The sequence below is a fragment of the Megasphaera hominis genome (genome assembly GCF_014269395.1).
Classification (GTDB): domain Bacteria; phylum Bacillota; class Negativicutes; order Veillonellales; family Megasphaeraceae; genus Megasphaera; species Megasphaera hominis.
This window is the reverse complement of record NZ_JACOGK010000006.1, coordinates 27,640-49,059: the sequence shown is the minus strand read 5'-3', so window position 1 is coordinate 49,059 and position 21,420 is coordinate 27,640. Positions and strand designations below refer to the sequence as shown.

The 21,420-nt window shown below is 49.2% G+C and carries 18 protein-coding genes, 1 tRNA gene and 1 riboswitch; of the genes, 16 read left to right on the top strand and 3 right to left on the bottom strand.

Translation table 11 applies throughout. The features are described from left to right. Positions 1-83 precede the first annotated feature (83 nt). Positions 84-174: riboswitch (glycine riboswitch) on the top strand. A 130-nt stretch (positions 175-304) separates the two neighbouring features. From H8J70_RS03100 to H8J70_RS03070, 7 genes are all read left to right on the top strand, one after another. Then, entirely contained in the window at positions 305-1,693 is a 1,389-nt protein-coding gene (locus H8J70_RS03100) for an alanine/glycine:cation symporter family protein (RefSeq protein ID WP_186502400.1), read from the top strand. 125 nt (positions 1,694-1,818) lie between these two features. After that, positions 1,819-1,902 (top strand) — tRNA-Leu (locus H8J70_RS03095). A 139-nt stretch (positions 1,903-2,041) separates the two neighbouring features. Then, positions 2,042-2,737: a FadR/GntR family transcriptional regulator gene (locus tag H8J70_RS03090; RefSeq protein WP_186502399.1), complete on the top strand. Its 696-nt coding sequence runs from the start codon at positions 2,042-2,044 to the stop codon at positions 2,735-2,737. Positions 2,738-3,078: 341 nt separating this feature from the next. Then, on the top strand, positions 3,079-4,257 hold the full coding sequence (locus tag H8J70_RS03085) for a carbon-nitrogen hydrolase family protein (protein ID WP_186502398.1): 1,179 nt from the start codon (positions 3,079-3,081) through the stop codon (positions 4,255-4,257). A 31-nt stretch (positions 4,258-4,288) separates the two neighbouring features. Beyond that, positions 4,289-4,927, top strand: coding sequence for a hypothetical protein (locus H8J70_RS03080; protein WP_222433554.1), 639 nt, complete (start codon positions 4,289-4,291; stop codon positions 4,925-4,927). Positions 4,928-5,084: 157 nt separating this feature from the next. Next, positions 5,085-6,743: a dihydroxy-acid dehydratase gene (ilvD, locus tag H8J70_RS03075; protein ID WP_186502396.1), complete on the top strand. Its 1,659-nt coding sequence runs from the start codon at positions 5,085-5,087 to the stop codon at positions 6,741-6,743. 49 nt (positions 6,744-6,792) lie between these two features. Beyond that, the gene (locus H8J70_RS03070) at positions 6,793-8,097 is read left to right on the top strand and encodes a nickel pincer cofactor-dependent isomerase, group 22 (protein ID WP_246415248.1); all 1,305 of its coding nucleotides are present in this window, start codon (positions 6,793-6,795) and stop codon (positions 8,095-8,097) included. A 65-nt stretch (positions 8,098-8,162) separates the two neighbouring features. Here the strand turns inward: H8J70_RS03070 and H8J70_RS03065 are convergent, their stop codons facing one another. Beyond that, on the bottom strand, positions 8,163-9,311 hold the full coding sequence (locus H8J70_RS03065) for an aldo/keto reductase (protein ID WP_186502395.1): 1,149 nt from the start codon (positions 9,309-9,311) through the stop codon (positions 8,163-8,165). Between the two features lie 184 nt (positions 9,312-9,495). Between H8J70_RS03065 and H8J70_RS03060 the strand changes: the two genes are divergently transcribed. Together H8J70_RS03060 and H8J70_RS03055 are read left to right on the top strand one after the other, a co-directional pair. Beyond that, positions 9,496-10,692 (top strand): MFS transporter, encoded by a 1,197-nt coding sequence (locus H8J70_RS03060; protein ID WP_186502394.1) that lies wholly within the window; start codon positions 9,496-9,498, stop codon positions 10,690-10,692. Next, positions 10,676-11,782: an alpha/beta hydrolase gene (locus H8J70_RS03055; RefSeq protein WP_222433553.1), complete on the top strand. Its 1,107-nt coding sequence runs from the start codon at positions 10,676-10,678 to the stop codon at positions 11,780-11,782. The genes H8J70_RS03060 and H8J70_RS03055 overlap by 17 nt, the downstream gene beginning before the upstream one ends. Before the next feature lie 30 nt (positions 11,783-11,812). On the opposite strand, the gene H8J70_RS03050 is transcribed toward H8J70_RS03055, so the two are convergent. Both H8J70_RS03050 and H8J70_RS03045 read right to left on the bottom strand, forming a co-directional pair. Continuing rightward, on the bottom strand, positions 11,813-12,700 hold the full coding sequence (locus H8J70_RS03050; protein ID WP_186502393.1) for a LysR family transcriptional regulator: 888 nt from the start codon (positions 12,698-12,700) through the stop codon (positions 11,813-11,815). A 23-nt stretch (positions 12,701-12,723) separates the two neighbouring features. Next, positions 12,724-13,554 (bottom strand): LysR family transcriptional regulator, encoded by an 831-nt coding sequence (locus H8J70_RS03045; RefSeq protein ID WP_186502392.1) that lies wholly within the window; start codon positions 13,552-13,554, stop codon positions 12,724-12,726. Positions 13,555-13,689: 135 nt separating this feature from the next. Here H8J70_RS03045 and H8J70_RS03040 point away from each other — a divergent pair, with 135 nt between their 5' ends. The 7 genes from H8J70_RS03040 to H8J70_RS03010 all read left to right on the top strand — a co-directional run bounded on the left by H8J70_RS03040 (position 13,690) and on the right by H8J70_RS03010 (position 21,369). Beyond that, positions 13,690-14,541 carry an aldo/keto reductase gene (locus H8J70_RS03040; protein ID WP_186502391.1) on the top strand — a complete coding sequence of 284 codons (852 nt, stop codon included), beginning with the start codon at positions 13,690-13,692 and terminating at the stop codon, positions 14,539-14,541. A 14-nt stretch (positions 14,542-14,555) separates the two neighbouring features. Then, positions 14,556-15,410: an aldo/keto reductase gene (locus tag H8J70_RS03035; RefSeq protein WP_186502390.1), complete on the top strand. Its 855-nt coding sequence runs from the start codon at positions 14,556-14,558 to the stop codon at positions 15,408-15,410. Between the two features lie 128 nt (positions 15,411-15,538). Then, positions 15,539-16,033: a low molecular weight protein-tyrosine-phosphatase gene (locus H8J70_RS03030; protein ID WP_186502389.1), complete on the top strand. Its 495-nt coding sequence runs from the start codon at positions 15,539-15,541 to the stop codon at positions 16,031-16,033. Between the two features lie 83 nt (positions 16,034-16,116). Further along, a complete protein-coding gene (locus tag H8J70_RS03025) occupies positions 16,117-16,620 on the top strand; it encodes a nitroreductase family protein (RefSeq protein WP_186502388.1) in 504 nt (167 codons plus the stop codon). A gap of 95 nt (positions 16,621-16,715) precedes the next feature. Further along, the gene (gene tatB, locus H8J70_RS12815; protein ID WP_186502387.1) at positions 16,716-17,042 is read left to right on the top strand and encodes a Sec-independent protein translocase protein TatB; all 327 of its coding nucleotides are present in this window, start codon (positions 16,716-16,718) and stop codon (positions 17,040-17,042) included. Then, positions 17,035-17,760 (top strand): twin-arginine translocase subunit TatC, encoded by a 726-nt coding sequence (tatC, locus tag H8J70_RS03015; RefSeq protein ID WP_186502386.1) that lies wholly within the window; start codon positions 17,035-17,037, stop codon positions 17,758-17,760. The genes tatB and tatC overlap by 8 nt, the downstream gene beginning before the upstream one ends. Before the next feature lie 171 nt (positions 17,761-17,931). Then, entirely contained in the window at positions 17,932-21,369 is a 3,438-nt protein-coding gene (locus H8J70_RS03010) for a pyruvate carboxylase (protein WP_186502385.1), read from the top strand. The last annotated feature ends 51 nt before the right edge of the window (positions 21,370-21,420 follow it).

Here is a 21,420-nt window from a genome sequence, read left to right as displayed (position 1 = left end):
CGTGGATGAAACACAGGGGAGAAGGCGAAAAGCCTACCGAAGGAGTTAAACTCTCAGGTTCTCGTATGAGCAGGACCCTGTGCGGACACAACTCTGGAGAGTCCCTTAAGGGCGCCGAAGGTGCACGGAATCGTTGATTCCTTATCTCTCAGGCAAAAGGACAGAGACCCTAATCATGCGTAACGTTTTTTTCGTGTCGTATTTTTATCGCCTATCTTCAGAGTAGTATGCTGAAGATAGGCGTTTTTGTTATTATCACTACCATTTATATGCAAGCATAGGTTACACGAAGGAGCGAAATGTCATGAATTTGGAAACGTTAAATGCGATCGACAGTTTTGTCTGGGGGCCTCCCTTATTAATCTTGCTCATTGGCACGGGCATTATGCTGACTGTCCGCCTTAAATTATTACAGGTACTCCGTTTACCACGGGCCTTGAAGCTGATCTTTACGGCCAAGAATCAGGGTGAAGGCGATATCGACAGCTTTAAGGCGTTGTGCACAGCCTTAGCCGCTACGGTCGGCACGGGGAACATCGTCGGTGTTGCTACGGCGGTCCATGCCGGTGGCCCAGGTGCTATTTTCTGGATGTGGATGGCTGCGTTTGTCGGCATGGCCACTAAATATGCTGAAGGCTGTCTGGCTGTCAAATACCGTACAGTCGACAAAAACGGGGAAATTTCCGGCGGGCCTATGTACTACATTGAAAACGGCCTGGGCAAGAAATATAAACCCTTGGCCTTCCTCTTCGCGTTCTTTGGTGTCCTCGTCGCCTTCTTTGGCATCGGCACCTTTGCCCAGGTAAACTCCATCGTAGAAATTACGCGTTTGACAGCCGATATTCCTGTCGAATACACGGCCGTCGTCCTGACCATTCTCGTTGCAGCCGTTACCATTGGCGGGCTGCAGTCTATTGCCAAAGCATCTTCCAAAATTGTACCGGCCATGGCTATCATTTATGTTATTTCCACCATTGCCTTCCTCGCCGTATTCTACGAACAGATTCCGGCAGCTCTGTATGAAATTATTCACGATGCGTTCAATCCGACGGCTGCTGCCGGCGGTTTCCTCGGGGCTACCGTGCTTGTAGCCATGCGAAATGGTGTAGCCCGTGGCGTCTTCTCCAATGAATCTGGTCTCGGCAGTGCACCTATTGTAGCCGCCGCTGCCAAAACAAAATGGCCGGCAGAACAAGGCCTCATTTCTATGACCGGTACGTTCATCGATACGATCATTATCTGCACCCTGACGGGCCTCGTACTCGTCGTCAGCGGTGCCTGGGCCGGCGACCTCAACGGCGCAGCACTGACGAACGCCGCCTTCCTGCAGGCCTTCCCGACCTTCGGCAGCATCATTCTTTGCGTAGGCCTGACACTCTTTGCCTTTACGACCATTTTGGGCTGGAACTATTACGGTGAACGCTGCACGGAATACCTCGTCGGCGTAAAGGGCATTATGCCGTACCGCATTATCTTCATCATTCTCGTAGCCTGCGGCGCTTTCATTAAGTTGGATGTCATCTGGGTTCTCGCAGATATCGTCAACGGCCTCATGGCAATTCCAAACCTGATCGCCCTCATCGGCCTCAGCGGTGTCGTCGTTGCCGAAACGAAAAAATATTTTGCTCATGTAAAAGAAGAAGAACAGGGCCTGGTAAAACAGGCAGAAAAGGACGTCGTCAGTGGGGACTGACACTTCCTTTTATAGGAAAGAGGAATCTCTCAAGATAGGGGTGAGAGATTCCTCTTTATCTTTACAGAAAATACTTGACGCATAACTAAAATATGGTATAATAAATTTTGTTCCAAACACTGCATGCCGGAGTGGCGGAATGGCAGACGCACCTGACTCAAAATCAGGCGGGTAACACCGTGTGGGTTCAAGTCCCACCCCCGGCACCAAGGAGAGTATCTGAAAAGATATTCTCCTTTTTTTTACACCTGGCAAATAGATTTGGATAAGCAGTGAAAAAAGATCCTTTCTTAAGCCGTATGGCCAGGGAGTATTGTTTTGTGAAATTTACGATGAGAAGGATCCTATATGAAAAAGAAAAGCTTAACGCAGCAAACGGCGGATACTATTTATAAAATGATTACAAGAGGAGATGAATTCCAACCAGGCGATCAATTGCCGGGGGAAAATATCCTTTCTGAAAAACTGGGAGTTAGCAGGGCTACTCTGCGTGAAGCAATTCGTATTCTGGTCATGCAGGGCGTGCTCGAAGTATACCGGGGGAAAGGAACCTATATCGCTGCAGACATGAAGGCTTTTGGCGACTATGGTCTGGGAGAAATTCAGCGTATGAAAATCAATCTGAAGGATTTGTACGAAGCGCGTTTACTTTTCGAACCGGAAATTGCGGCCATTGCCTGCCGGCGTGCTACGGAAGAAGAACTGGAACATATTATTACCTGTGGTGAGCGGGTAAAGGCACTTATACTGCAGCAACAGGACCGGACAGAGGCTGATGGGGAATTTCACCGTGCTATTGTAGCAGCATCTCATAACGATTTTATGATGCGTTTAATCCCAGTCATTAACAGGGCTATTGAAGAAGTCATCTTGTATAATAAAGAAGCGCGAGAGCTTTCTGAAGAAACGTTGCGTGATCACGATCAATTGATGCATTTTCTGAAAAACAGAGATGCACGGGGTGCTAAGTATGCAATGGCTATTCACATTCATAATGTTATTGCGACGTTACAATTGAATGAAGAAGAGGAACCCATCTTCTGAATAAAAAGAGATTTGATGTAAATGAAAAGCAGACAGATACATTTTTGTATGTGTCTGTTTTTTTTGCCCCAAAGTCGCATAAACGATTATAAAATAGCAGCGTATTAACAGGGACGATCAACGAAGGTGTGTTATTTTATCTTGAGGCTACTTGACAGATTTATAAAAAACAGCTATAATCATGTCAGACAAGTTGATAAAAGTCATACAAGAATAACGATTCCCTTCAGTACAATAAAGCAGAAGCAGAAATGCTTTTCGGATAAAATTTATCTTTGCTTATATATGGTGCAGTTGACGCCATACGATTATATTTATCTTTTACGTAGGAGGGCAAGAAAATGGCTACATTAAAAAACTACAAACCGGAAAAACGACCTATGGCAGGGAAAAAATTTGTTCGCGTAGCGTGTGTGCAAGCACCACAGGTCGTCTTCAACAAATGGAAACAGATTGAAGTGGCCTGCAAGTACATTAAAGAAGCTGGAGAAAAAGGGGTAGAGCTGGTTGCTTTTTCTGAAACCTATATTCCTGTATTTCCAGCCTATTATACCGGTGGTTATGAAAGCAATGTAGAAGAATGGCGTCTGTGGAATATCGGACTTCAAGATAACTCCATTGTCGTTCCTAGCGACGAAACAGATGCTATTGGCAAAGCATGCAAGGAAGCCGGTGTATATTGCGTAATGGGGGTTAACGAATTGGATGATGCCGATGGCGTTCGCACCTTTTATAATACGCAAATTATGTTCGGCAAAGATGGCCGTATCCTCAGAAGACACAGAAAATTGACACCGACATATTCTGAAAGATGCTATTGGGGTTCTGGCGACGGTTCAGATCTGGGTGTTGTGGAAACGGACATCGGCCGCATAGGCAGCCTGATTTGTGGGGAGCATCATGCGATTCTGATTCGGGCAGCCGAAATGCTTATGGGAGAAGATTTCCATATTGCCAATTATCCGGGGTGCCATAAGGCGCAATCAGGTGAAAAATTCCTCGTTGCCAATCGAGATGAAAATGCCTATGGCTGTGAATGCCATCTCGGTGCCCGTGAATATGCTTTGGAAGCCGGTTGTTTCTGCCTTTGCTCATGTGGTATTTTGGGCGAAAAGGATTTTGAACCGGAATATAAGTCACTCATTGGTAGCGATCATCTGAATATTGATTGGGCTATTGGCGGCAGTGCTATTGTCGGTCCTGGTGGTGAATATGTTGTAAAACCGGTATTTGATAAAGAAGGGCTGGTCATTGCCGATTGCTATGCTGATGATATTAAAGTATCGAAGATGCTCTTTGATGCGGCAGGTCATTATTCACATCCGGAAATTGCCCGTTTGGTCCTGAACACCAAGCATTATACCAATCTGAATATTATTGAAAACAGTTCGCCGAAAAAAGGTATTAGCTATAAAGATTTGAAGAACCTTTCGGAAGAATTTGAAGTGGATTTGGATAAATTGGAACGGATTGCTACGCGAATCGAAAAACATAACCAGGGTTTAGCTATTGATGATTAGTACCCCTCGTATTTGAAATGAGGTGCACAGCGTGTATTCGGCAGACAAGGACGATATGTCTAGAGTAGTGGCGGCGCAGCCTGTAAAAGTTGATATTACAGCAGGCCGTATTAGTGATCCGCTAATTAGCGATGTTATGACCTTCGTTACATTTTCTGCTTTGTTTTTCCTCATGAATGTTGGCTTATTACCGGCTGATGCAGCGTTTACAGTTGGTGTCCTTCAATTGTGTCTGGTAGGATTATTTTTTGCCGGATCGCGGGAAAGGGCAAAATATAATTATTTTTGGGGAAATATGAATTTCATTTTTGTCTTTTTCTTTGGCGTTCTTGGGGGTATAGCCAATATCCTCATGGGCTTGGGCTTTTCCTTGAATGGCGTTGTTCTGGCTATTCCCAATGTCATTTGTGGGGCACTTATGCTTTGTACGATACCAGGTGTAAAGCATGACCCATGGACCTCATCCGTATTATACGTACTGGCCGGTATTGCCGTATTTGCCTTGGGACTTGCAGGTTTGGGATTTTTTGTGAAGCCCCTGCAGATTCTGGCAGGCATACTCCTCGGCGGTGTGGCTCTATTAGGTTTTTGGTCTATGATAGTGGCTATGTTAGGATTCACCGGTATCAAAGTTCCTGTAGGAAAACCATTTTCAAGGAATAAAGAATAAAGATGCTTTAGGCGACAGGGGGTGTGAAATGCGAATATTCGTCTTTCACATCCCTTGTTCTATGGTGAGACATGTTAGACAAGTCATATTCAGGTTACTTTATGGCTATGGTTATATCGTATAGAGTTAATATGACAGTGTTTAGGAGGTAATATATATGATCAGCGAAAGAGTAACAACTGGCCCGGAACGGGCCCCGCACCGCTCCTTGTTCTATGCGGCAGGCTTTACAGAAAAAGAAATACACCGGCCTTTGGTTGGTGTCGTATCGGCATATAGTGAAATTATTCCGGGACATACACATTTGGATAAACTGGCTGAAGCTGTAAAGTATGGTGTGTATGCAGCGGGAGGTACGCCTGTCATTGTCCCTTCTATTGGCGTCTGTGATGGGATTGTCATGGGGCATGCCGGTATGCGCTACTCCCTGGCTTCACGTGAATTGATTGCTGACTCCTTAGAAACCCTGGCAGCAGCGCACTGTTTCGACGGACTCGTACTCATCCCTAATTGTGACAAAATTGTACCGGGGATGGTTATGGGCGCACTGCGCTTGAATATTCCGGCTATTGTGTTGTCAGGAGGGCCTATGCTGGCAGGACATGTACATGGGAAAAAGACCAGTCTTTCGCAAATGTTTGAAGCCGTAGGCGCATATAAGGCCGGTATTATCGATGAAAAAGAATTACAAGCCAGGGAAAAATCGTGCTGCCCATCCTGTGGTTCCTGTTCCGGCATGTTTACCGCCAATTCTATGAACTGTCTTTGTGAAGCCCTGGGGCTGGCATTACCAGGCAATGGTACCATTCCGGCCCCGCTTTCAGCACGTACCCAACTGGCTAAAGAAGCGGGCGCACAGGTTATGGAATTGATTCGCAGGAATATAAAGCCAAGGGATATTGTAACGATGGATGCATTGAAAAATGCGATAACTGTAGACATGGCACTGGGGTGTTCGACGAACAGTGCCTTGCACTTGCCAGCCATTGCGCATGAAGCGGGCTTAAAACTGGATCTGACGCTATTCAATGAAATTAGTGAAAAGACACCGAACCTTTGTCATTTGGCGCCGGCAGGAGAGACGTTTATGGAAGAACTGAATGAAGCCGGCGGGGTACCTGCCGTCATGAATGAATTGGCCCAGGCAGGTTATCTCAAGACGGATTTGCTTACTGTTACAGGAAAGACGGTAGCAGAAAACATCTCCGGAGCGATGAATCTCAATACAGATATTATCCGTCCGTTGGAACAGCCTTTCAGCAAAACGGGCGGTTTGGCATTTCTCTTTGGTAATATCGCCCAAAAAGGCTGCGTAGTTAAACGCAGTGCTGTGGCACCGGAAATGCTGGTGCACTCCTGCAGGGCCCGTGTATTCTATGGTGAAGAAGAGGCCGTGAAGGCTATTTATGGCGGTAAAATTGAGGCAGGAGATATTGTCGTTATTCTTTATGAAGGCCCTAAGGGAGGGCCTGGTATGCGTGAAATGCTGGTGCCGACATCTGCACTAAACGGAATGCAGCTCGATAAGGATGTAGCACTGCTGACAGATGGACGTTTTTCCGGGGCATCCCGTGGTGCTGCCATTGGTCATGTATCACCGGAAGCCGCTGCCGGTGGTGAAATAGGTTTGTTGCGGGATGGTGATATCATTGACATTGACATGGTACACTACCGCATTCATGCCCGCGTTTCTGATGCAGAGTTTGCTGCACGTCGTAAAGAACAAGTGATACCTGAGCCAAAGGTGACCCGTGGCTGGCTGGAACGATATAGCCGTCTTGTTTCGTCTGCTGATGAAGGGGCCATTTTAAAATAATCGGAGTAATTCATTGATAACACTGTAATAGTAAGGGGGGACAGAAAAAATGCAGTTTGAAAAGCAGCATTGTATAATTCAAGGGATGGATGAGATACAACTGCCTCAGATGGTAAAAGTGCGTCAAAAATTTAATGCCAAAACGATTACTGATCCGGCAAAGCATTTGAGACAGCAAATGCAGGCGAAACTTACGGAACCAGAAATTAAAGCACTTCAGGGGAAGCGAATCGGCATTTCGGCAGGCAGTCGCGGCATTCCCCATTATAAGGAGCTCATTAAAGCGATGGCTGACCAATTAAAAGAATGGGGAGCGGAGCCATTTGTCTTTCCCGCGATGGGCAGCCATGCCGGGGCGACGGCAGAAGGACAGGCTGCCTATTTGCGTCAGTTTGGAATTACAGAAGCGTATATTGGCGTGCCGGTCCTGTCTACCATGGAGGTCGTTCAGGTTGCGACATTAGCAGACGGCTTTCCCGTATATTGTGATAAATATGCCGTTGCAGCTGATGGTATTGTTGTCTTTAATAAAATTAAACCACATACACATTTTAAAGACCGTCACGAAAGTGGTCTGCTAAAGATGATCTGTATCGGCATCGGTAAGCATCGTGGCGCTGCTACTTTCCATCAATATGGATTTGATCACTTTTGTTATAACTTGGAACGCGTGGCAGCAGCTTTTTTAGAACATGTCAATGTTGTCTTTTCTGTAGGCTTGGTCCAGAATGCCTTTGATGATATTGGCTGGCTGGAAGTTATCAGGACCGAAGAGTTTTTTGATCGTGACGCAGCTTTGTTGAAAATTGCCAAGAAAGAATTAGCACAGCTCTGGTTTAAGAATATTGATGTGCTGGTCATCGATGAAGTGGGAAAAGAAATCAGCGGCGTCGGCTTTGATCCCAATGTGACAGGGAGAACAGAAGTGCTTAGCCAACAGGCAGCCTTTCGGGCCATTGCTCCGGATATTAAAAAAATTGTTTTGTTAGATATTACGGAAGCATCTCATGGCCTGGGAATTGGGATGGGTGAAGCAGATATCATTAGCTATCGCTTTGCAAATAAACTGGATTTTGGGCAAACCTATACCAATGTTATTACGAATAACTATTTGAAAGCAGCGGCTATGCCGCTATATATGAATAGTGATGAAGACAGCATCAAACTGGCAGTATTAACCAGTATGGTCAAACAAAAAGATCAGGTAAAAATTGTTCATATTAAGAACACGATTACGTTGGATGAAATTGAAGTATCTACAGGAATGTTGCCGGAGGTACAGGATACGAACAAATTTGAAATCCTTTCTGAACCCTATTCCTGGGCTTTTAATGAAGCAGGCAATCTTTGGTAAAAAGAATAAAAAAAACGGGGCAGTCCCTACAGATTTATGTAGGAACTGCCCCGTTATGCTATATATTACAGGCCAAAGACGTCTTTGGCTTTTTTCATGTTTGCTATAATCTGTACGCCAAAGGGACAGCGCGTTTCGCAGGCACCGCACTGGATACATTCGCCGGCGTGGTGGGCGAGGAGCTGATAATGGTCGCGGACCGTTTCCGGAACTTCGCCTTGGGCGATAGCCAGGTTGAGGAATTTGGTGACATCGGCAATGCTGATGCTCTTGGGACAGGGAGCACAGTGACCGCAGTACATGCAGTGGCCTTGCCAGCTGATCTTAGGGAAAGAGGCAAAGGCTTCAGCATAATCTTTTTCTGCATCCGTCGCCGTTTCGTAAGCCAGGCTGCCTTTGATGTCTGCCAGAGTGCGGGCACCGGACATGATACAGGCTACGGCCGGGCGGGTCAAGGCGTAGTGCAGGCATTGAATGGCTGTCAGGGCTTTGCCGGCCGGTGAGTATTGCTCGCTCAGGAGATCGCCGCCGCCAAAGGCTTTCATGACCGTAATGCCGATGCCCCGGCGTTGGCATTCTTCGTAGAGCTCCTGCCGTTCCGGGTCCATATTGACGAGCTGATTCTTGTAGTTATCGGGAGCCCAGAGCTGCGCTACGTCATCGGTACCGGGCAACAGGTCGTAGCAGGGGTTGATGCTGAACATGAGCACGTCAATGAGGCCGCTGCGCACAGCCAGGAGAGCTGCCTTGGGGTTATGGCTGGAAAGGCCGATAGAGCGGATGACGCCCTGCTTTTTTAGCTCCTGGGCGTAGGCCATGACGGGGCCCTTTGCGACGGTTTCCCAATCCTCTACCTGATCGACGTAGTGGATCATGCCGATTTCGAAATGGTCTGTCTGCAGGCGTGCGAGCTGGTCGGCCATGCCTTCTTTCACTTCGTCAATGTTGCGTGTACGCTTATACTGGCCATCCTTCCAGATCGTACAGAGATGGGCCTGGAGGACGAACTTGTCCCGCCGGCCCAGGAGTGCCCGGCCCAGGTTGGTCCGGAAATCCGGATTGGATGTATACATATCGATGCAGTTTACGCCATTAGCTTCCAGCGTGTCGACGAATTCCTTGACTACGTCATAGGGTTTATCGACAAAGCCTTCACAGCCCATGCCGATTTCACTGACCATAAGGCCTGTATTGCCTAATTCGCGATACTTCATATAAATAACCTCCTTCGCATATAAAACAATCTCTTATAGTATATACGTTGTAGTCGCCTCTAAGTCAAGTGTGACAAGGGATAATACGGCGGCACATGCCCGTAAGGCATGAAAAGTGGAAAAATATAAGTATTTGCTATCGAATAGAAACGCAGATATACTAAAGCTATGAAAGGAGAATCCTATGAAAAACTTACGTCTCTTTCTATTCATCCTCGCCGTAGGCGTCTTTGGTATTTTAAATACGGAAATGGGTGTCATCGGCATCCTGCCGGCTATATCGGAACAGTTTGGCGTAACCATTTCCAAGGCAGGCCTCCTGGTTAGCCTCTTTGCCCTCGTCGTTGCCGTAGCAGGACCGACGATGCCCCTTTTGTTTTCCCGGTTCAACCGCAAGTCGGTCATGCTGTTTGTCCTGGCTGTATTTGCCGTAGCCAACCTCATATCGGCTTGGACAACGAGCTTTACCGTGTTGCTTTTGGCCCGCATCATTCCGGCCTTCTTTCATCCTGTCTACTGTTCACTCGCCTTTGCCGCAGCTGCTGATGCGGCTCCGGCCGGTCAGGGTCCTGATGCTGTAGGCAAGGTCATGATCGGTACAGCAGCGGGCATGGTCGTCGGCGTGCCGGTCAGCAATTTCCTGGCTGCCACCTTTTCCCTGACCGCGTCGCTTTTGTTTTTTGCGGCAGTCACGGCCGTGGCTTTCGTAGCAACCGTCCTTTGGATTCCTTCTATGCCGGTGCAGCACGTGCCGACCTATGGGAGCCAGCTGGGCGTACTAAAAAAGCCCGTCGTCTGGCAGGCTATTCTGGCGGTCATCTTTATGAATGGGTCGGTTTTCGGCGTTTTCAGTTACCTTGCCGATTACCTGAACCGTGTTACCCAGCTCGATGGCAGTCTCGTGAGCCTCTTGCTCATGGTCTACGGCCTGGCCAATGTCATTGGCAGTTATTTCTCCGGCCGCATCATTATCCGCTGGCCCATTGCCTCGGTACAGGCCTTTCCTTTCGTCATTCTTGGCATTTATGCCTTCTTTATGCTGGCTGGCACGCAGGTCATGCTGACAGCGGTGCTCATTCTCATCTGGGGCATTACAGGCGGCATCAATGCCAATATGAACCAATACTGGCTGACCACGGCCATACCGGAGGCAAAAGCCTTTGCCAACGGTCTTTTCCTGACGGCTGCCAACATCGGCACCATGGCGGCATCCATGCTGTGTGGCTGGCTCATCGACCATACGGGCACAGCCTCTGTCGTCTGGGGCGGCATGGCCTTTGCCTGTGTCAGTGCCGTATGTATTTTCTGGCGTACAGCCAATGCAGCTTATCGTACGAATATTCTACTTGAAGGGGGAACTTCTCATGCACAAGAACGTTAAAAAAGCAATGCTGTCTCTGCTGTTTTGCAGTGTAGCTGTCGGTACGGCCAGCCTGGCTGGCCCGGTACAGGCGGCAGATTTCTTTGCGCCCTTACCAGCCAAGACGCCGGCGGCGACGGATACGACAGGCCATCCGGATAATTTCTATCAAAGCGATAAGGTAACGAAAACAGCCGTTACCTTCAACAATATCTATGATATGAAGGTCGCTGGCAATCTCTTCGTTCCGAAGGATATGAAGAAGGCGGAAAAGCTGCCGGCTATCATCGTCGGTCATCCCATGGGTGCCGTGAAGGAACAAAGCTCCGATTTGTACGCCCAGAAACTGGCCGAAAAGGGCTTTGTCACCTTGGCTATCGACCTTTCGTACTGGGGCCAGAGCGAAGGCCAGCCCCGTAACAGTGTCAATCCGGACGTCTACGCTGAAGACTTCAGCGCCGCCGCTGACTACCTGGGTAAGCAGTCCTTCGTCAACCGCGATAAGATCGGCGTCCTGGGCATTTGCGGCAGTGGCAGCTTCGTCATCAGCGCCGCCAAAATCGATCCGCGCCTCAAAGCGGTAGCTACGGTGAGCATGTACAACATGGGCAATGCCAACCGCTGGGGCCTCCATAAATCTCAGTCCGTAGAACAGCGCAAGGCTGTCCTTGAAGCAGCGGCACAGGAACGCTGGGCTGAAGCAGACGGCGCGCCGGTCAAATATACGAGCGGCACGACCCATGCTATTGACAGCACGACGGATCCGATTCAGAAGGAATTTTATGATTTCTACCGTACGACGCGCGGCTCCTATACGTCGCCCGGTGAAGATCCGGAACACACGACCCATCCTACCTTGGTAAGCAACGTGAAATTCATGAATTTCTATCCCTTTGAAGATATTGAAACCATTTCGCCGCGGCCTATGCTCTTTATCACAGGCGACCAGGCCCATTCGAAGGAATTTAGTGAAGATGCGTACCGCCGGGCCGGTAACCCGAAAGAATTGTACTACGTCAAAGGAGCCGGTCATGTAGATCTTTACGATAAGGTAGACCTCATTCCTTGGAATAAACTGACAGAATTCTTTACGAAATATTTGAAAAACTGAAGATAATATACATGGGCAGGACGGAAATCGCTACAGTTTCCGTCCTGCTTCTTTTGTTTCCTTTAAAAAAGCTTCTGCTGCCTGGGAAAGAAGCTGTTGTTTTTTCCAGACCAGAAAGAGGCTGGACGTAAACGCAGGCGTGAGAGGACGGAAGACGAAAGGACTGTCCGGGCCGGAGGAGACGAGCTTATCGAAGCACAGGGCGTAGCCGAGACCGGAGCGGACGAGGAGGCTGGCGTTAAAGAGCAGCGTATAGGTAGCGACGATGTGCAGACGGGACATGCTGTAACCGAGCCAGCCGGAAAATTCATCGCGCACGATGGATTGGGACGAGCAAATGATGGGCAGGTCAGTCATGTCTTCCGGCGTAATTCCCGGCTTTTCGGCTAAGGCACAGTCCCTGGGCATGAGAAGTCCCCACGTGTCATGCCCGGGCAGGGGCAGGGAGGCGTATTTTTCACTATCTGCAAGGCCCATAATGACGGCAAAGTCCAGGAGGCCCTTGTCGAGGCGGTCCAGGACGGCTTCGGTGTTGCCACTATAGAAATGGCTGATGATCAGGGGATACGTGTCGTGCAGGCCTTTTAAGACGTCGGTAATGAAGGAGAGCGAATCGCTTTCGCCACAGCCGATATTCAGGTCGCCACTGATCGTTTCCGTATCGAGGGCGTGAAATTCCTTTTTTGTCCGTTCTGCCAGGCCGACGATTTCTTCGGCACGCTGCCGCAGGAGCAGCCCTTCATGAGTGAGTTCTGTTTGGCGGCTGCCGCGGCGGATCAGCTCTTTTCCCAGCTCGTCTTCCAGTTCCTTGATCTGCCGCGATAACGTCGGCTGGGTGATGTGCAGGGTCTGGGCAGCCTTGGTAATGCTGCCTGCCTGGGCAATAGCCAAAAAATAGCGGAGAACGCGTAGTTCCATGGGATCAGATCCTTTCGGGTAGGTTAGAGGGAGTCAAAGCGGGCCGCATCGCTTTCGCTGTAGATAATATAGAAGGTGATGCACGCGTCGTCATCGGCAATGAGCACGTCCTTGCGCTGGCTTTTGCGGGGCAGCAGTTTTTGGCCGATATCGGTGCTGAAAGCCGGTAAGGACGAGCTTTTAAGAAGCGTGTCCAGATCCTGCCGCGTGTCCTGCATGATGAAACGGGACGCTGGCATGCGCTTTCGTACCAGATCCTGCCAGATACCCAGGGATGTTTCGATGAGAAAAATTTCCCCGTTCAGATCGGCAAAGGTAATGCTGTCCATGCTGGCTGCCGGATGGGCCGGCATGACCGATGCGTAGAGCTGTTCACTAAAGAGCTTGCGGCACGTAAGGCCGGGCAGGGCTACAGCGTGGCTGAGGACGATGATCTGATGGCGCTTTTCCTGCAATCCTTGGAGCAGGGCCGCCTCATCGTTACTCAGCTGGCTTGTCAGGGAGAGCGCCGGAAAACAACGCATGAGACGGTGCTGCAACCAGACGAGCGGCGCCGGGGCACAGCAGGCCAGACTGATCGTGTGGCGGCTCCGTTCAAAGCGTGTCACGGCGTCGCGCAGGTCCCGCTCGGCTTGGAGGACGCGCTCGGCATAGGCTGCGGCTATCTTGCCCGTTTCATTAATGGTAATCTTATTTTTTTCGTGCGTAAAGAGGGGGAAGCCCAGTTCTTTTTCCAGTTTTTGAATGGACCGGGTGAGCGCCGGCTGTGTAATGTGCAGCTCCTGTGCCGCTGCCGATAAGGTCGCATGTCTGGCTACGGCAGCGAGCTGTTCCAGTAAATAGAGTTCAATCATGAGAAACCTCCTTTCGCTATTACTACTAATTATAGCATAGTAAACAGGAAGCATTATCTTTTTTACGACCTTTTTGCTAAAATTAAGGCAGAAAGTAAATAGTAAGCCTGTATTTTTTTAAAGGAGGATATACGTATGGAATATACTGTCTTAAATAATGGTGTAAAAATTCCTATGGAAGGTTTCGGCGTCTTTCAGGTTCCCGATGCAGATGAATGCAAGCAGGCTGTCCGCACAGCCCTGCAGACAGGCTATCGCCTTATCGATACAGCAGCAGCCTACTTCAATGAAGGGGCTGTCGGTGAAGCCGTGCGCCAGTCCGGCGTGCCCAGGGATGAAATCTTCGTCACGACTAAGCTCTGGGTCCAGGATTTTGGCTACGAAAAAGCAAAGAAAGCTATTGATACGTGCCTTACCAACCTGAATCTGGACTACGCCGACATGATCCTCCTGCACCAGGCCTTCGGCGATTATTACGGCGCCTACCGGGCTTTGGAAGAAGCCTATCAGGCCGGTAAGGTACGGGCTATAGGCGTGAGCAATTTTTATCCTGCCCGTCTGGTCGATATTTGTATGAATTTTGCTACCGTGCCGGCTGTGAACCAGATCGAATGCCATCCCTTCTTCCAGCGTAATGAAGATTTGCGTGTAGCCAAGGAATACGGCGTGCACGTTGAAGCCTGGGGGCCTTTTGCCGAAGGCGGCCACGGGATTTTTACGCACCCTGTTTTAACGGCTATTGGTAAAAAATATGGCAAGACGGCAGCCCAGGTAGTCCTGCGCTGGAATGTACAGCGCGGCGTCATCGTTCTGCCCAAGTCCGTTCATGCCGGCCGCATCGTCCAGAACTATGATATTTGGGATTTCGCTCTCCGCGAAGACGATATGGCCCAAATTAAGGCGCTCGATCTGGGCAAGACGGAAATCATCGATCATTTCTCGCCGGCCATTGCCAAAATGCTCAATACTCATAAAATTCATGACTAAAGGAGGCCCTTTCTATGGAAACATTTCTCTTGAATGATGGTACGAAAATTCCGGCTATCGGCTTTGGTACGTTCCAGATTCCGGCCGACGGCAGCACCTATACGGCTGTTAAACAGGCCATTAATTTCGGCATCCGCCACATTGATACAGCCGTTGCCTATTTTAACGAACAGGAAGTCGGCCAGGCTGTCAAAGACAGCGGTATTCCCCGCAAGGATATTTGGCTGACCAGCAAGCTTTGGCTTCAGGACTACGCCTATGAAGACGCGAAGAAAGCTATCGACTTGTCCTTGAAAAAACTGGGTACAGACTACGTGGACCTCTATTTGATCCACCAGCCGTATGGCAAAGTCCCCGAAGCCTGGCAGGCCATGGCAGAAGCTAAAAAAGCCGGTAAGATCCGCTCCATTGGCGTGAGCAATATGACCCCGGCTATTTGGCAGAAATTTGTACCCCAGTTCGGTTCCCTGCCGTCTGTGAACCAGGTCGAATTCAATCCCTATTTCCAGCAGCAGCCCTTGCGGGCGATCCTCAACCCCTTAGACGTCAAAGTCGAAGCCTGGGCGCCGCTCGGCCAGGGCAATGCCCGGCTCTTTAAGGAACCGGCTATTACGGCCTTGGCAGAAAAGTATCATAAAAATGCCGGTCAGATTATCCTGCGCTTTGAAAACCAGGAAGGCATCATCGTCTTCCCGAAATCGGTCCATGCAGAACGCATTAAGAGCAACATGGAAATCTTCGATTTCACCTTGACGGCTGAAGAAATGGCTGCTTTGCGACGTCTCGACACGGGTAAAGGGATGCATAACCCGGATGATCCCGGTGTACCGGACATGCTTAAGGCGTATGATGTGCACGCCAATGACTAAGCTGGCTTAATCCCTATAAAAGGACAGTACCTGGCGGTGCTGTCCTTTTTGATACGCTTCTATACTTGCCTGCCCGGCACCGGCCAGGTATACTTAGGCCTATACGAAGAAGAAAGGAGTACCTGACTATGCATAGCCTTTTATTTGTCTGTCACGGCAATATTTGCCGCTCTACTATGGCCGAGTTTGTCATGAAGGAACTCGTACGCCAAGCGGGCAGGGCAGAAGAATTTTGCATTGCTTCAGCGGCTACGAGCCGTGAAGAAATCGGTAACGATACGCACAGCGGTACAAAAGAGCAATTAGAGAAGCACGGCATTCCCTTTACCCGGCGCCACGCTGTCCAAATCAAGCGCAGCGACTATGACCAGTACGATCTGATTCTGGTTTTTGATCAGGAAAATATCCGGGAAGTACGGCGTATTTGCGGTCCTGATGCCGAGCACAAGGTATACAGTCTGGCTGATTTTGCTCACTTGGGCCGGGATATAGCGGATCCGTGGTATACGGGCGACTTTGTCCGGACCTATGACGATGTATCTGCTTGCTGCCAGGCCCTGCTGGCGCAGCTAGAGAGAACGAAAGGGGACGTTCTTACAAAAACCTTACAAGGAAAAGCATAGCTTCTGCATTTCTCTGTTCCTGTAGACGATTGATGTATGATATAATAATAGTAAACTTTAGAATGTAGAGGGAGTGGAGTGTTATGAATGAAATTTTTACCAGAAGAAGTGTGCGTAAGTTTAAAGATACACCGGTAGAAGATGAAAAGATTGTAGCCTTGTTGCAGGCTGGCATGGCAGCTCCGTCGGCAGGAAATCAGCAGCCTTGGGAATTTTACGTCGTACGCGACAAAAAGGTCTTGCGGGAATTATCCCATTGCAGCCTCTATGCAGGCTGTGCCGCTAAGGCTCCGGCAGCGATAGTAGTCTGTAGCCGCGATGACAAAATGCGTTTCCGTGCCTTTGCTAACCTCGATCTGAGCGCGTGTGTGGAAAATATTTTGCTCGAAGCCGTACATCTTGATTTGGGGGCTGTTTGGCTGGGCGTAGCTCCGTATGCGTCGCGGGAACTGAATGTTCGCCGCGCTATCGGTATTCCCCAGGGGTTAACGGCCTTTGCCGTCATTCCTTTCGGCTATGCCGATGACAAGTTTGAAGAACGGACCCGGGAAGACCGGTATGATACGGAACGGGTTCATTACATCTAATCGGGAAAGCTCCTGCCCAGGCAGGAGTTTTTTTGCAAACTTTGGCCGCTTCAACGGCTGACAGCCACAACTATTACGATAAAAGGATGGAGATCATGTTTAATATCGGATTTGGTGAACTGGTTTTGATTTTAATCATTGCCCTCGTCGTCTTTGGACCGGGGAAATTGCCTGAAATAAGTCGTGCCTTAGGAAAAAGCGTGCGCGAGTTTCGCCAGGCAGCCGATACGTTTAGCAAAGAAATGATGAGCGAAACAGAAGACACCCGCCAGGCTGTGCGTACCGTAACGGATACAGCGGCAGAAACGAAAAAAGAAATTACAGTTGCCGCTGAGGAAACGAAGCAGGCCTTTACAGAACCGCTGACACAGGTAAAGCCTGTCAAAACTGCCGTAACGAAGGAGAACGGGACCCATGAGTGAGCAAGATAATAAAGAAATGCCTCTCATGGGGCATTTGCAAGAATTCCGCATCCGTTTGATCATCTCTCTGGTGGTCGTCGCTATTACCAGTTCTGTGGCCTATAACTGGGTAGAAGAAATCATTGCCATGATTTCAGCGCCGGCAGGGAAACTGTATTTCATGAATCCGGCAGAAGTCTTTTTTTCCTATTTGGAAATTGCCGTCTTTACAGGCGTTGTCGTTTCGTTGCCGGTCATTATCTGGGAGCTTTGGTGTTTTGTCGCACCAGCCTTTACGCGTCATGAAAAGCGCCTGGCCCTGGCCTTGGTGCCGGCCTGTGTTGTCCTCTTTTATACAGGCCTGATCTTTTCCTATTTTTTGGTTTTACCGGCAGCCGTCCGCTTTTTCATGGGCTTTGCTACAGAAACCTTGCAGCCTATGTTTTCACTGGAAGCGTACTTGTCCTTTTTTATTTCCTTTGTGCTGCCCTTTGGCTTTGCCTTTGAATTGCCCTTGGTCCTTTTCCTGCTCATGCGGGTCGGTATCGTCAGTCCGGCCTTTCTGCGCAGAAAACGGAAGATATTTATCGTCTTAGCTTTTATTTTTGCAGCTGTCATTTCGCCGACGGCCGATATTTTTACACAGACTATGATTGCTGTGCCCATGATCGTTCTCTATCAGGCCAGCCTGATTCTCATGCGCTTTGTGAAGCCGAAAGAAGAACAAACAGGAGCATAAACGGCAAATTTCAATATGATATGCTGTGTATACAGTATTTATATTGTTTAGCAGCCGCTTGTCTCTTGTAAAGTCTCAGGCATTTGTTATAATTTAAGGTACAGCAATATGTGGATACGTACCAGGCTGTTATGCACATTGCTGCCCAACATCACATCAGGAGGGATTTACATGAAAAAAATTCATTCGGTTTTAGTGGCAAACCGTGGTGAAATTGCGATCCGCGTATTTCGTGCCTGTAATGAATTAGGTATTCGTACGGTTGCAATTTACTCGAAAGAGGATTCTTTGTCTTTACATCGTTTTCGTGCAGACGAATCCTATCTGGTTGGCCAGGGTAAAAAACCGGTTGACGCATATTTAGATATTGAAGATATTATCCGTATTGCCCATGAACATCACGTCGATGCAATTCATCCGGGCTATGGTTTCCTTTCTGAAAATGCTGATCTCGCCAAACGCTGCGCAGAAGAAGGCATTATCTTTATTGGACCAAAAGTAGAACATCTGATCATGTTCGGTGATAAGATCAACGCCCGTATTCAGGCTAAAAAAGCAGGGATTCAGTACATTCCGGGCAGTGACGGCCCTGTCGTAAACTACGCAGAGGTCGAAAAATTTGCTAAAGACGTAGGCTTCCCGATCATGCTCAAAGCCGTTAACGGCGGTGGCGGCCGCGGCATGCGTATGGTAGATCACATGTCGGACCTGCGCGATGCCTATGACCGTGCGAAATCAGAAGCAAAGCTTGCTTTTGGTAACGATGAAATCTATTTGGAAAAATGCATCATCAACCCGAAACACGTCGAAGTACAGATCATGGGTGATGAACACGGCAACGTAGTACACCTTTACGAACGGGATTGCTCCATTCAGCGCCGTCACCAGAAGGTCGTCGAAATTGCGCCGGCCTTTGCGTTGTCCAAAAAGCTGCGCCAGGATATTTGCGATGCAGCCTTGAAGCTCATGCGCAACGTACACTACGTCAATGCCGGTACGGTTGAATTCCTCGTCACACCGGACGAAAAATTCTACTTTATCGAAGTAAACCCCCGTGTCCAGGTTGAACATACGGTAACCGAAATGATTACGGGCATCGATATCGTTCAGACGCAGATTAAGGTTGCCGAAGGCTATGCCCTCGACAGCGATGAAATCGGCATCAAATCCCAGGAATCGATCCAGTGCAACGGCAATGCCATCCAGTGCCGTATTACGACGGAAGATCCGATGAACAACTTCATGCCGGACTCCGGTAAGATCAACGTCTATCGTAGTGGCGGCGGCTTTGGCGTTCGTCTCGATAGCGGCAACGCCTATACCGGTGCCATTATTACGCCGTACTATGATTCCCTTCTCGTCAAGGCAACGACCTATGGCCTGCATCATGACCAGGCCGTACAAAAGATGCTCCGCGTTCTCAGTGAATTCCGTATTCGTGGCGTCAAGACGAACATCGGCTTCCTGATCAACGTGCTGCGCCAGCCGTCCTTTGTCGAAGGTACGTATAACGTTAACTTCATCGATGATCATCCGGAATTGTTTGATCTTCCTGTCGTTCATGACCGTGGTACGAAGCTCCTCAAATACATTGGCGATACAACCATCAATGGCTATACCAATGCCGGGCCGGAAGTAAAACCGACGTTTGAAGCGCTGGAATTACCGCAGCCTGTAGAAGGAGATTATCCGCAGGGGACGAAACAGATCTTTGACTCCATGGGTCCGGAAAAATTCTCCCAGTGGATTCTCGACCAGAAGAAGGTCCTCCTGACGGATACGACTATGCGTGACGCTCACCAGTCCCTCATGGCTACACGCGTACGTACTATCGATATGCTGCGTGTCCTGGAAACGGCTTCCAAAAAGCTGCCGGGCTTCTTCTCCTATGAATGCTGGGGCGGTGCTACCTTTGACGTAGCCTATCGTTTCCTCTACGAAGATCCGTGGGAACGGCTGCGCCAGATGCGTAAGAAGGCACCGAATATCCTGCTTCAGATGCTGATCCGTGGTGCCAACGCCGTAGGCTATACGAGCTACCCCGATAACGTCGTCAAGAACTTCGTCGAACTCTCTGCGAAAAACGGTATCGACGTCTTCCGTATCTTCGACAGCCTGAACAGTCTCGATAACATGTATGAAACGGTACAGGCCGTTCGTGAAACAGGCAAGATTGCCGAAGTAGCTCTTTGCTATACCGGCGATATTCTCGACGCGTCCCGTCCGAAATATAACCTCGACTACTATGTCAAGATGGCAAAAGAACTGCAAAATGCCGGTGCCAATATCATTGCTATTAAAGATATGGCCGGCCTCCTCAAACCGGAAGCAGCGTACAACCTCGTTTCTGCCTTGAAAGATGCTGTCGATCTGCCGATTCACCTCCATACGCACGATGGCTCGGGCAACGCCATTACGACGCTGAACCGTGCTACCGATGCCGGTGTCGACATCGTTGACGTAGCCTATTCGGCCTTTGCCGGCGGTACGAGCCAGCCGAGCATGAACAGCTTCTACTATTCTATGACCGGCAAGGATCGTCAGCCCGATATGGATATTGAAGCCATGGAAGAAATGTCCCGTTACTGGGCTACAGTCCGTCCGTATTATAAGGGCGTCGACAAAGCCGAACCGTATCCGAATACAGAAGTGTACTATTGCGAAATGCCTGGCGGCCAGTTCTCCAACCTGCGTCAGCAGGCGAAGGCTGTCGGCCTCGGTGACCGCTGGAACGAAATCAAGAAAATGTATCACGATGTCAACCTCATGTTCGGCGATATCGTCAAGGTAACGCCGTCGTCCAAGGTTGTCGGCGATATGACCCTGTACATGGTACAGAACGATCTGACGGAAAAGGATATTTACGAAAAGGGTGATACCCTCGACTTCCCGCAGTCCGTCGTAGAATTCTTCGAAGGCCGTCTGGGCTTCCCGTACCAGGGCTTCCCGGAAAAATTGCAGAAGATCATCCTCAAAGGCCGCAAGCCCCTGACACAGCGTCCGGGCAAATTGCTGGAACCGGTTGACTTTGATGCCGTCAGCAAGAAATTGGAAGATGCCGGCTATGGTCACACGCCGGAAGATATCAATGCTTACTGCCAGTATCCGAAGGTCTTTACGGATTACAACGAACGCGTCAAGAAGTATGGCGATGTGAGCGTTCTCGACACGCCGACGTTCTTCTTCGGTATGCGCAAGAATGAAGAAATTACGGTAGAACTGGAAGAAGGCGTACAGCTCATCATTACGCTCATCAACATCAGCGATCCCGATGACAGCGGTATGCGTACGATCACCTTCATGTTCAACGGTGCAGAACGTGAAATTCAGGTACAGGATAAGAACGTCGACCAGACAACGGTAACGACGAAAAAAGCAGATCCTGATAAGATCGGCGACATCGGTGCTACCCTTTCGGGCTCTGTAGTCAACGTCCTCGTCTCGAAGGGCCAGAAGGTCAAGAAAGGCGAACCCCTCGTAGTCACGGAAGCCATGAAGATGGAAACGACGATCACGTCTCCTATTGATGGGACCATTGGTGAAATCTATGCCGTCAAAGGCAAACCGATTATCAGTGGCGACTGCCTCCTGGAAGTATTGGAAGGCTAAGCCTATAGGAATACAAAAAAAGCAGGTACCCGCAAGGGGCCTGCTTTTTTG

What these genes read in the sequence shown, in the direction of transcription:
- H8J70_RS03025 (WP_186502388.1), top strand. Translation starts at nt 16,117, where the DNA reads ATGAATGAAATTTTTACCAGAAGAAGTGTGCGTAAGTTTAAAGATACA.
- H8J70_RS03065 (WP_186502395.1), bottom strand. Translation starts at nt 9,311, where the DNA reads ATGAAGTATCGCGAATTAGGCAATACAGGCCTTATGGTCAGTGAAATC.
- H8J70_RS03100 (WP_186502400.1), top strand. Translation starts at nt 305, where the DNA reads ATGAATTTGGAAACGTTAAATGCGATCGACAGTTTTGTCTGGGGGCCT.
- tatC (WP_186502386.1), top strand. Translation starts at nt 17,035, where the DNA reads ATGAGTGAGCAAGATAATAAAGAAATGCCTCTCATGGGGCATTTGCAA.
- H8J70_RS03050 (WP_186502393.1), bottom strand. Translation starts at nt 12,700, where the DNA reads ATGGAACTACGCGTTCTCCGCTATTTTTTGGCTATTGCCCAGGCAGGC.
- tatB (WP_186502387.1), top strand. Translation starts at nt 16,716, where the DNA reads ATGTTTAATATCGGATTTGGTGAACTGGTTTTGATTTTAATCATTGCC.
- H8J70_RS03070 (WP_246415248.1), top strand. Translation starts at nt 6,793, where the DNA reads ATGCAGTTTGAAAAGCAGCATTGTATAATTCAAGGGATGGATGAGATA.
- H8J70_RS03055 (WP_222433553.1), top strand. Translation starts at nt 10,676, where the DNA reads ATGCACAAGAACGTTAAAAAAGCAATGCTGTCTCTGCTGTTTTGCAGT.
- H8J70_RS03085 (WP_186502398.1), top strand. Translation starts at nt 3,079, where the DNA reads ATGGCTACATTAAAAAACTACAAACCGGAAAAACGACCTATGGCAGGG.
- H8J70_RS03060 (WP_186502394.1), top strand. Translation starts at nt 9,496, where the DNA reads ATGAAAAACTTACGTCTCTTTCTATTCATCCTCGCCGTAGGCGTCTTT.
- H8J70_RS03010 (WP_186502385.1), top strand. Translation starts at nt 17,932, where the DNA reads ATGAAAAAAATTCATTCGGTTTTAGTGGCAAACCGTGGTGAAATTGCG.
- H8J70_RS03090 (WP_186502399.1), top strand. Translation starts at nt 2,042, where the DNA reads ATGAAAAAGAAAAGCTTAACGCAGCAAACGGCGGATACTATTTATAAA.
- ilvD (WP_186502396.1), top strand. Translation starts at nt 5,085, where the DNA reads ATGATCAGCGAAAGAGTAACAACTGGCCCGGAACGGGCCCCGCACCGC.
- H8J70_RS03030 (WP_186502389.1), top strand. Translation starts at nt 15,539, where the DNA reads ATGCATAGCCTTTTATTTGTCTGTCACGGCAATATTTGCCGCTCTACT.
- H8J70_RS03040 (WP_186502391.1), top strand. Translation starts at nt 13,690, where the DNA reads ATGGAATATACTGTCTTAAATAATGGTGTAAAAATTCCTATGGAAGGT.
- H8J70_RS03035 (WP_186502390.1), top strand. Translation starts at nt 14,556, where the DNA reads ATGGAAACATTTCTCTTGAATGATGGTACGAAAATTCCGGCTATCGGC.
- H8J70_RS03045 (WP_186502392.1), bottom strand. Translation starts at nt 13,554, where the DNA reads ATGATTGAACTCTATTTACTGGAACAGCTCGCTGCCGTAGCCAGACAT.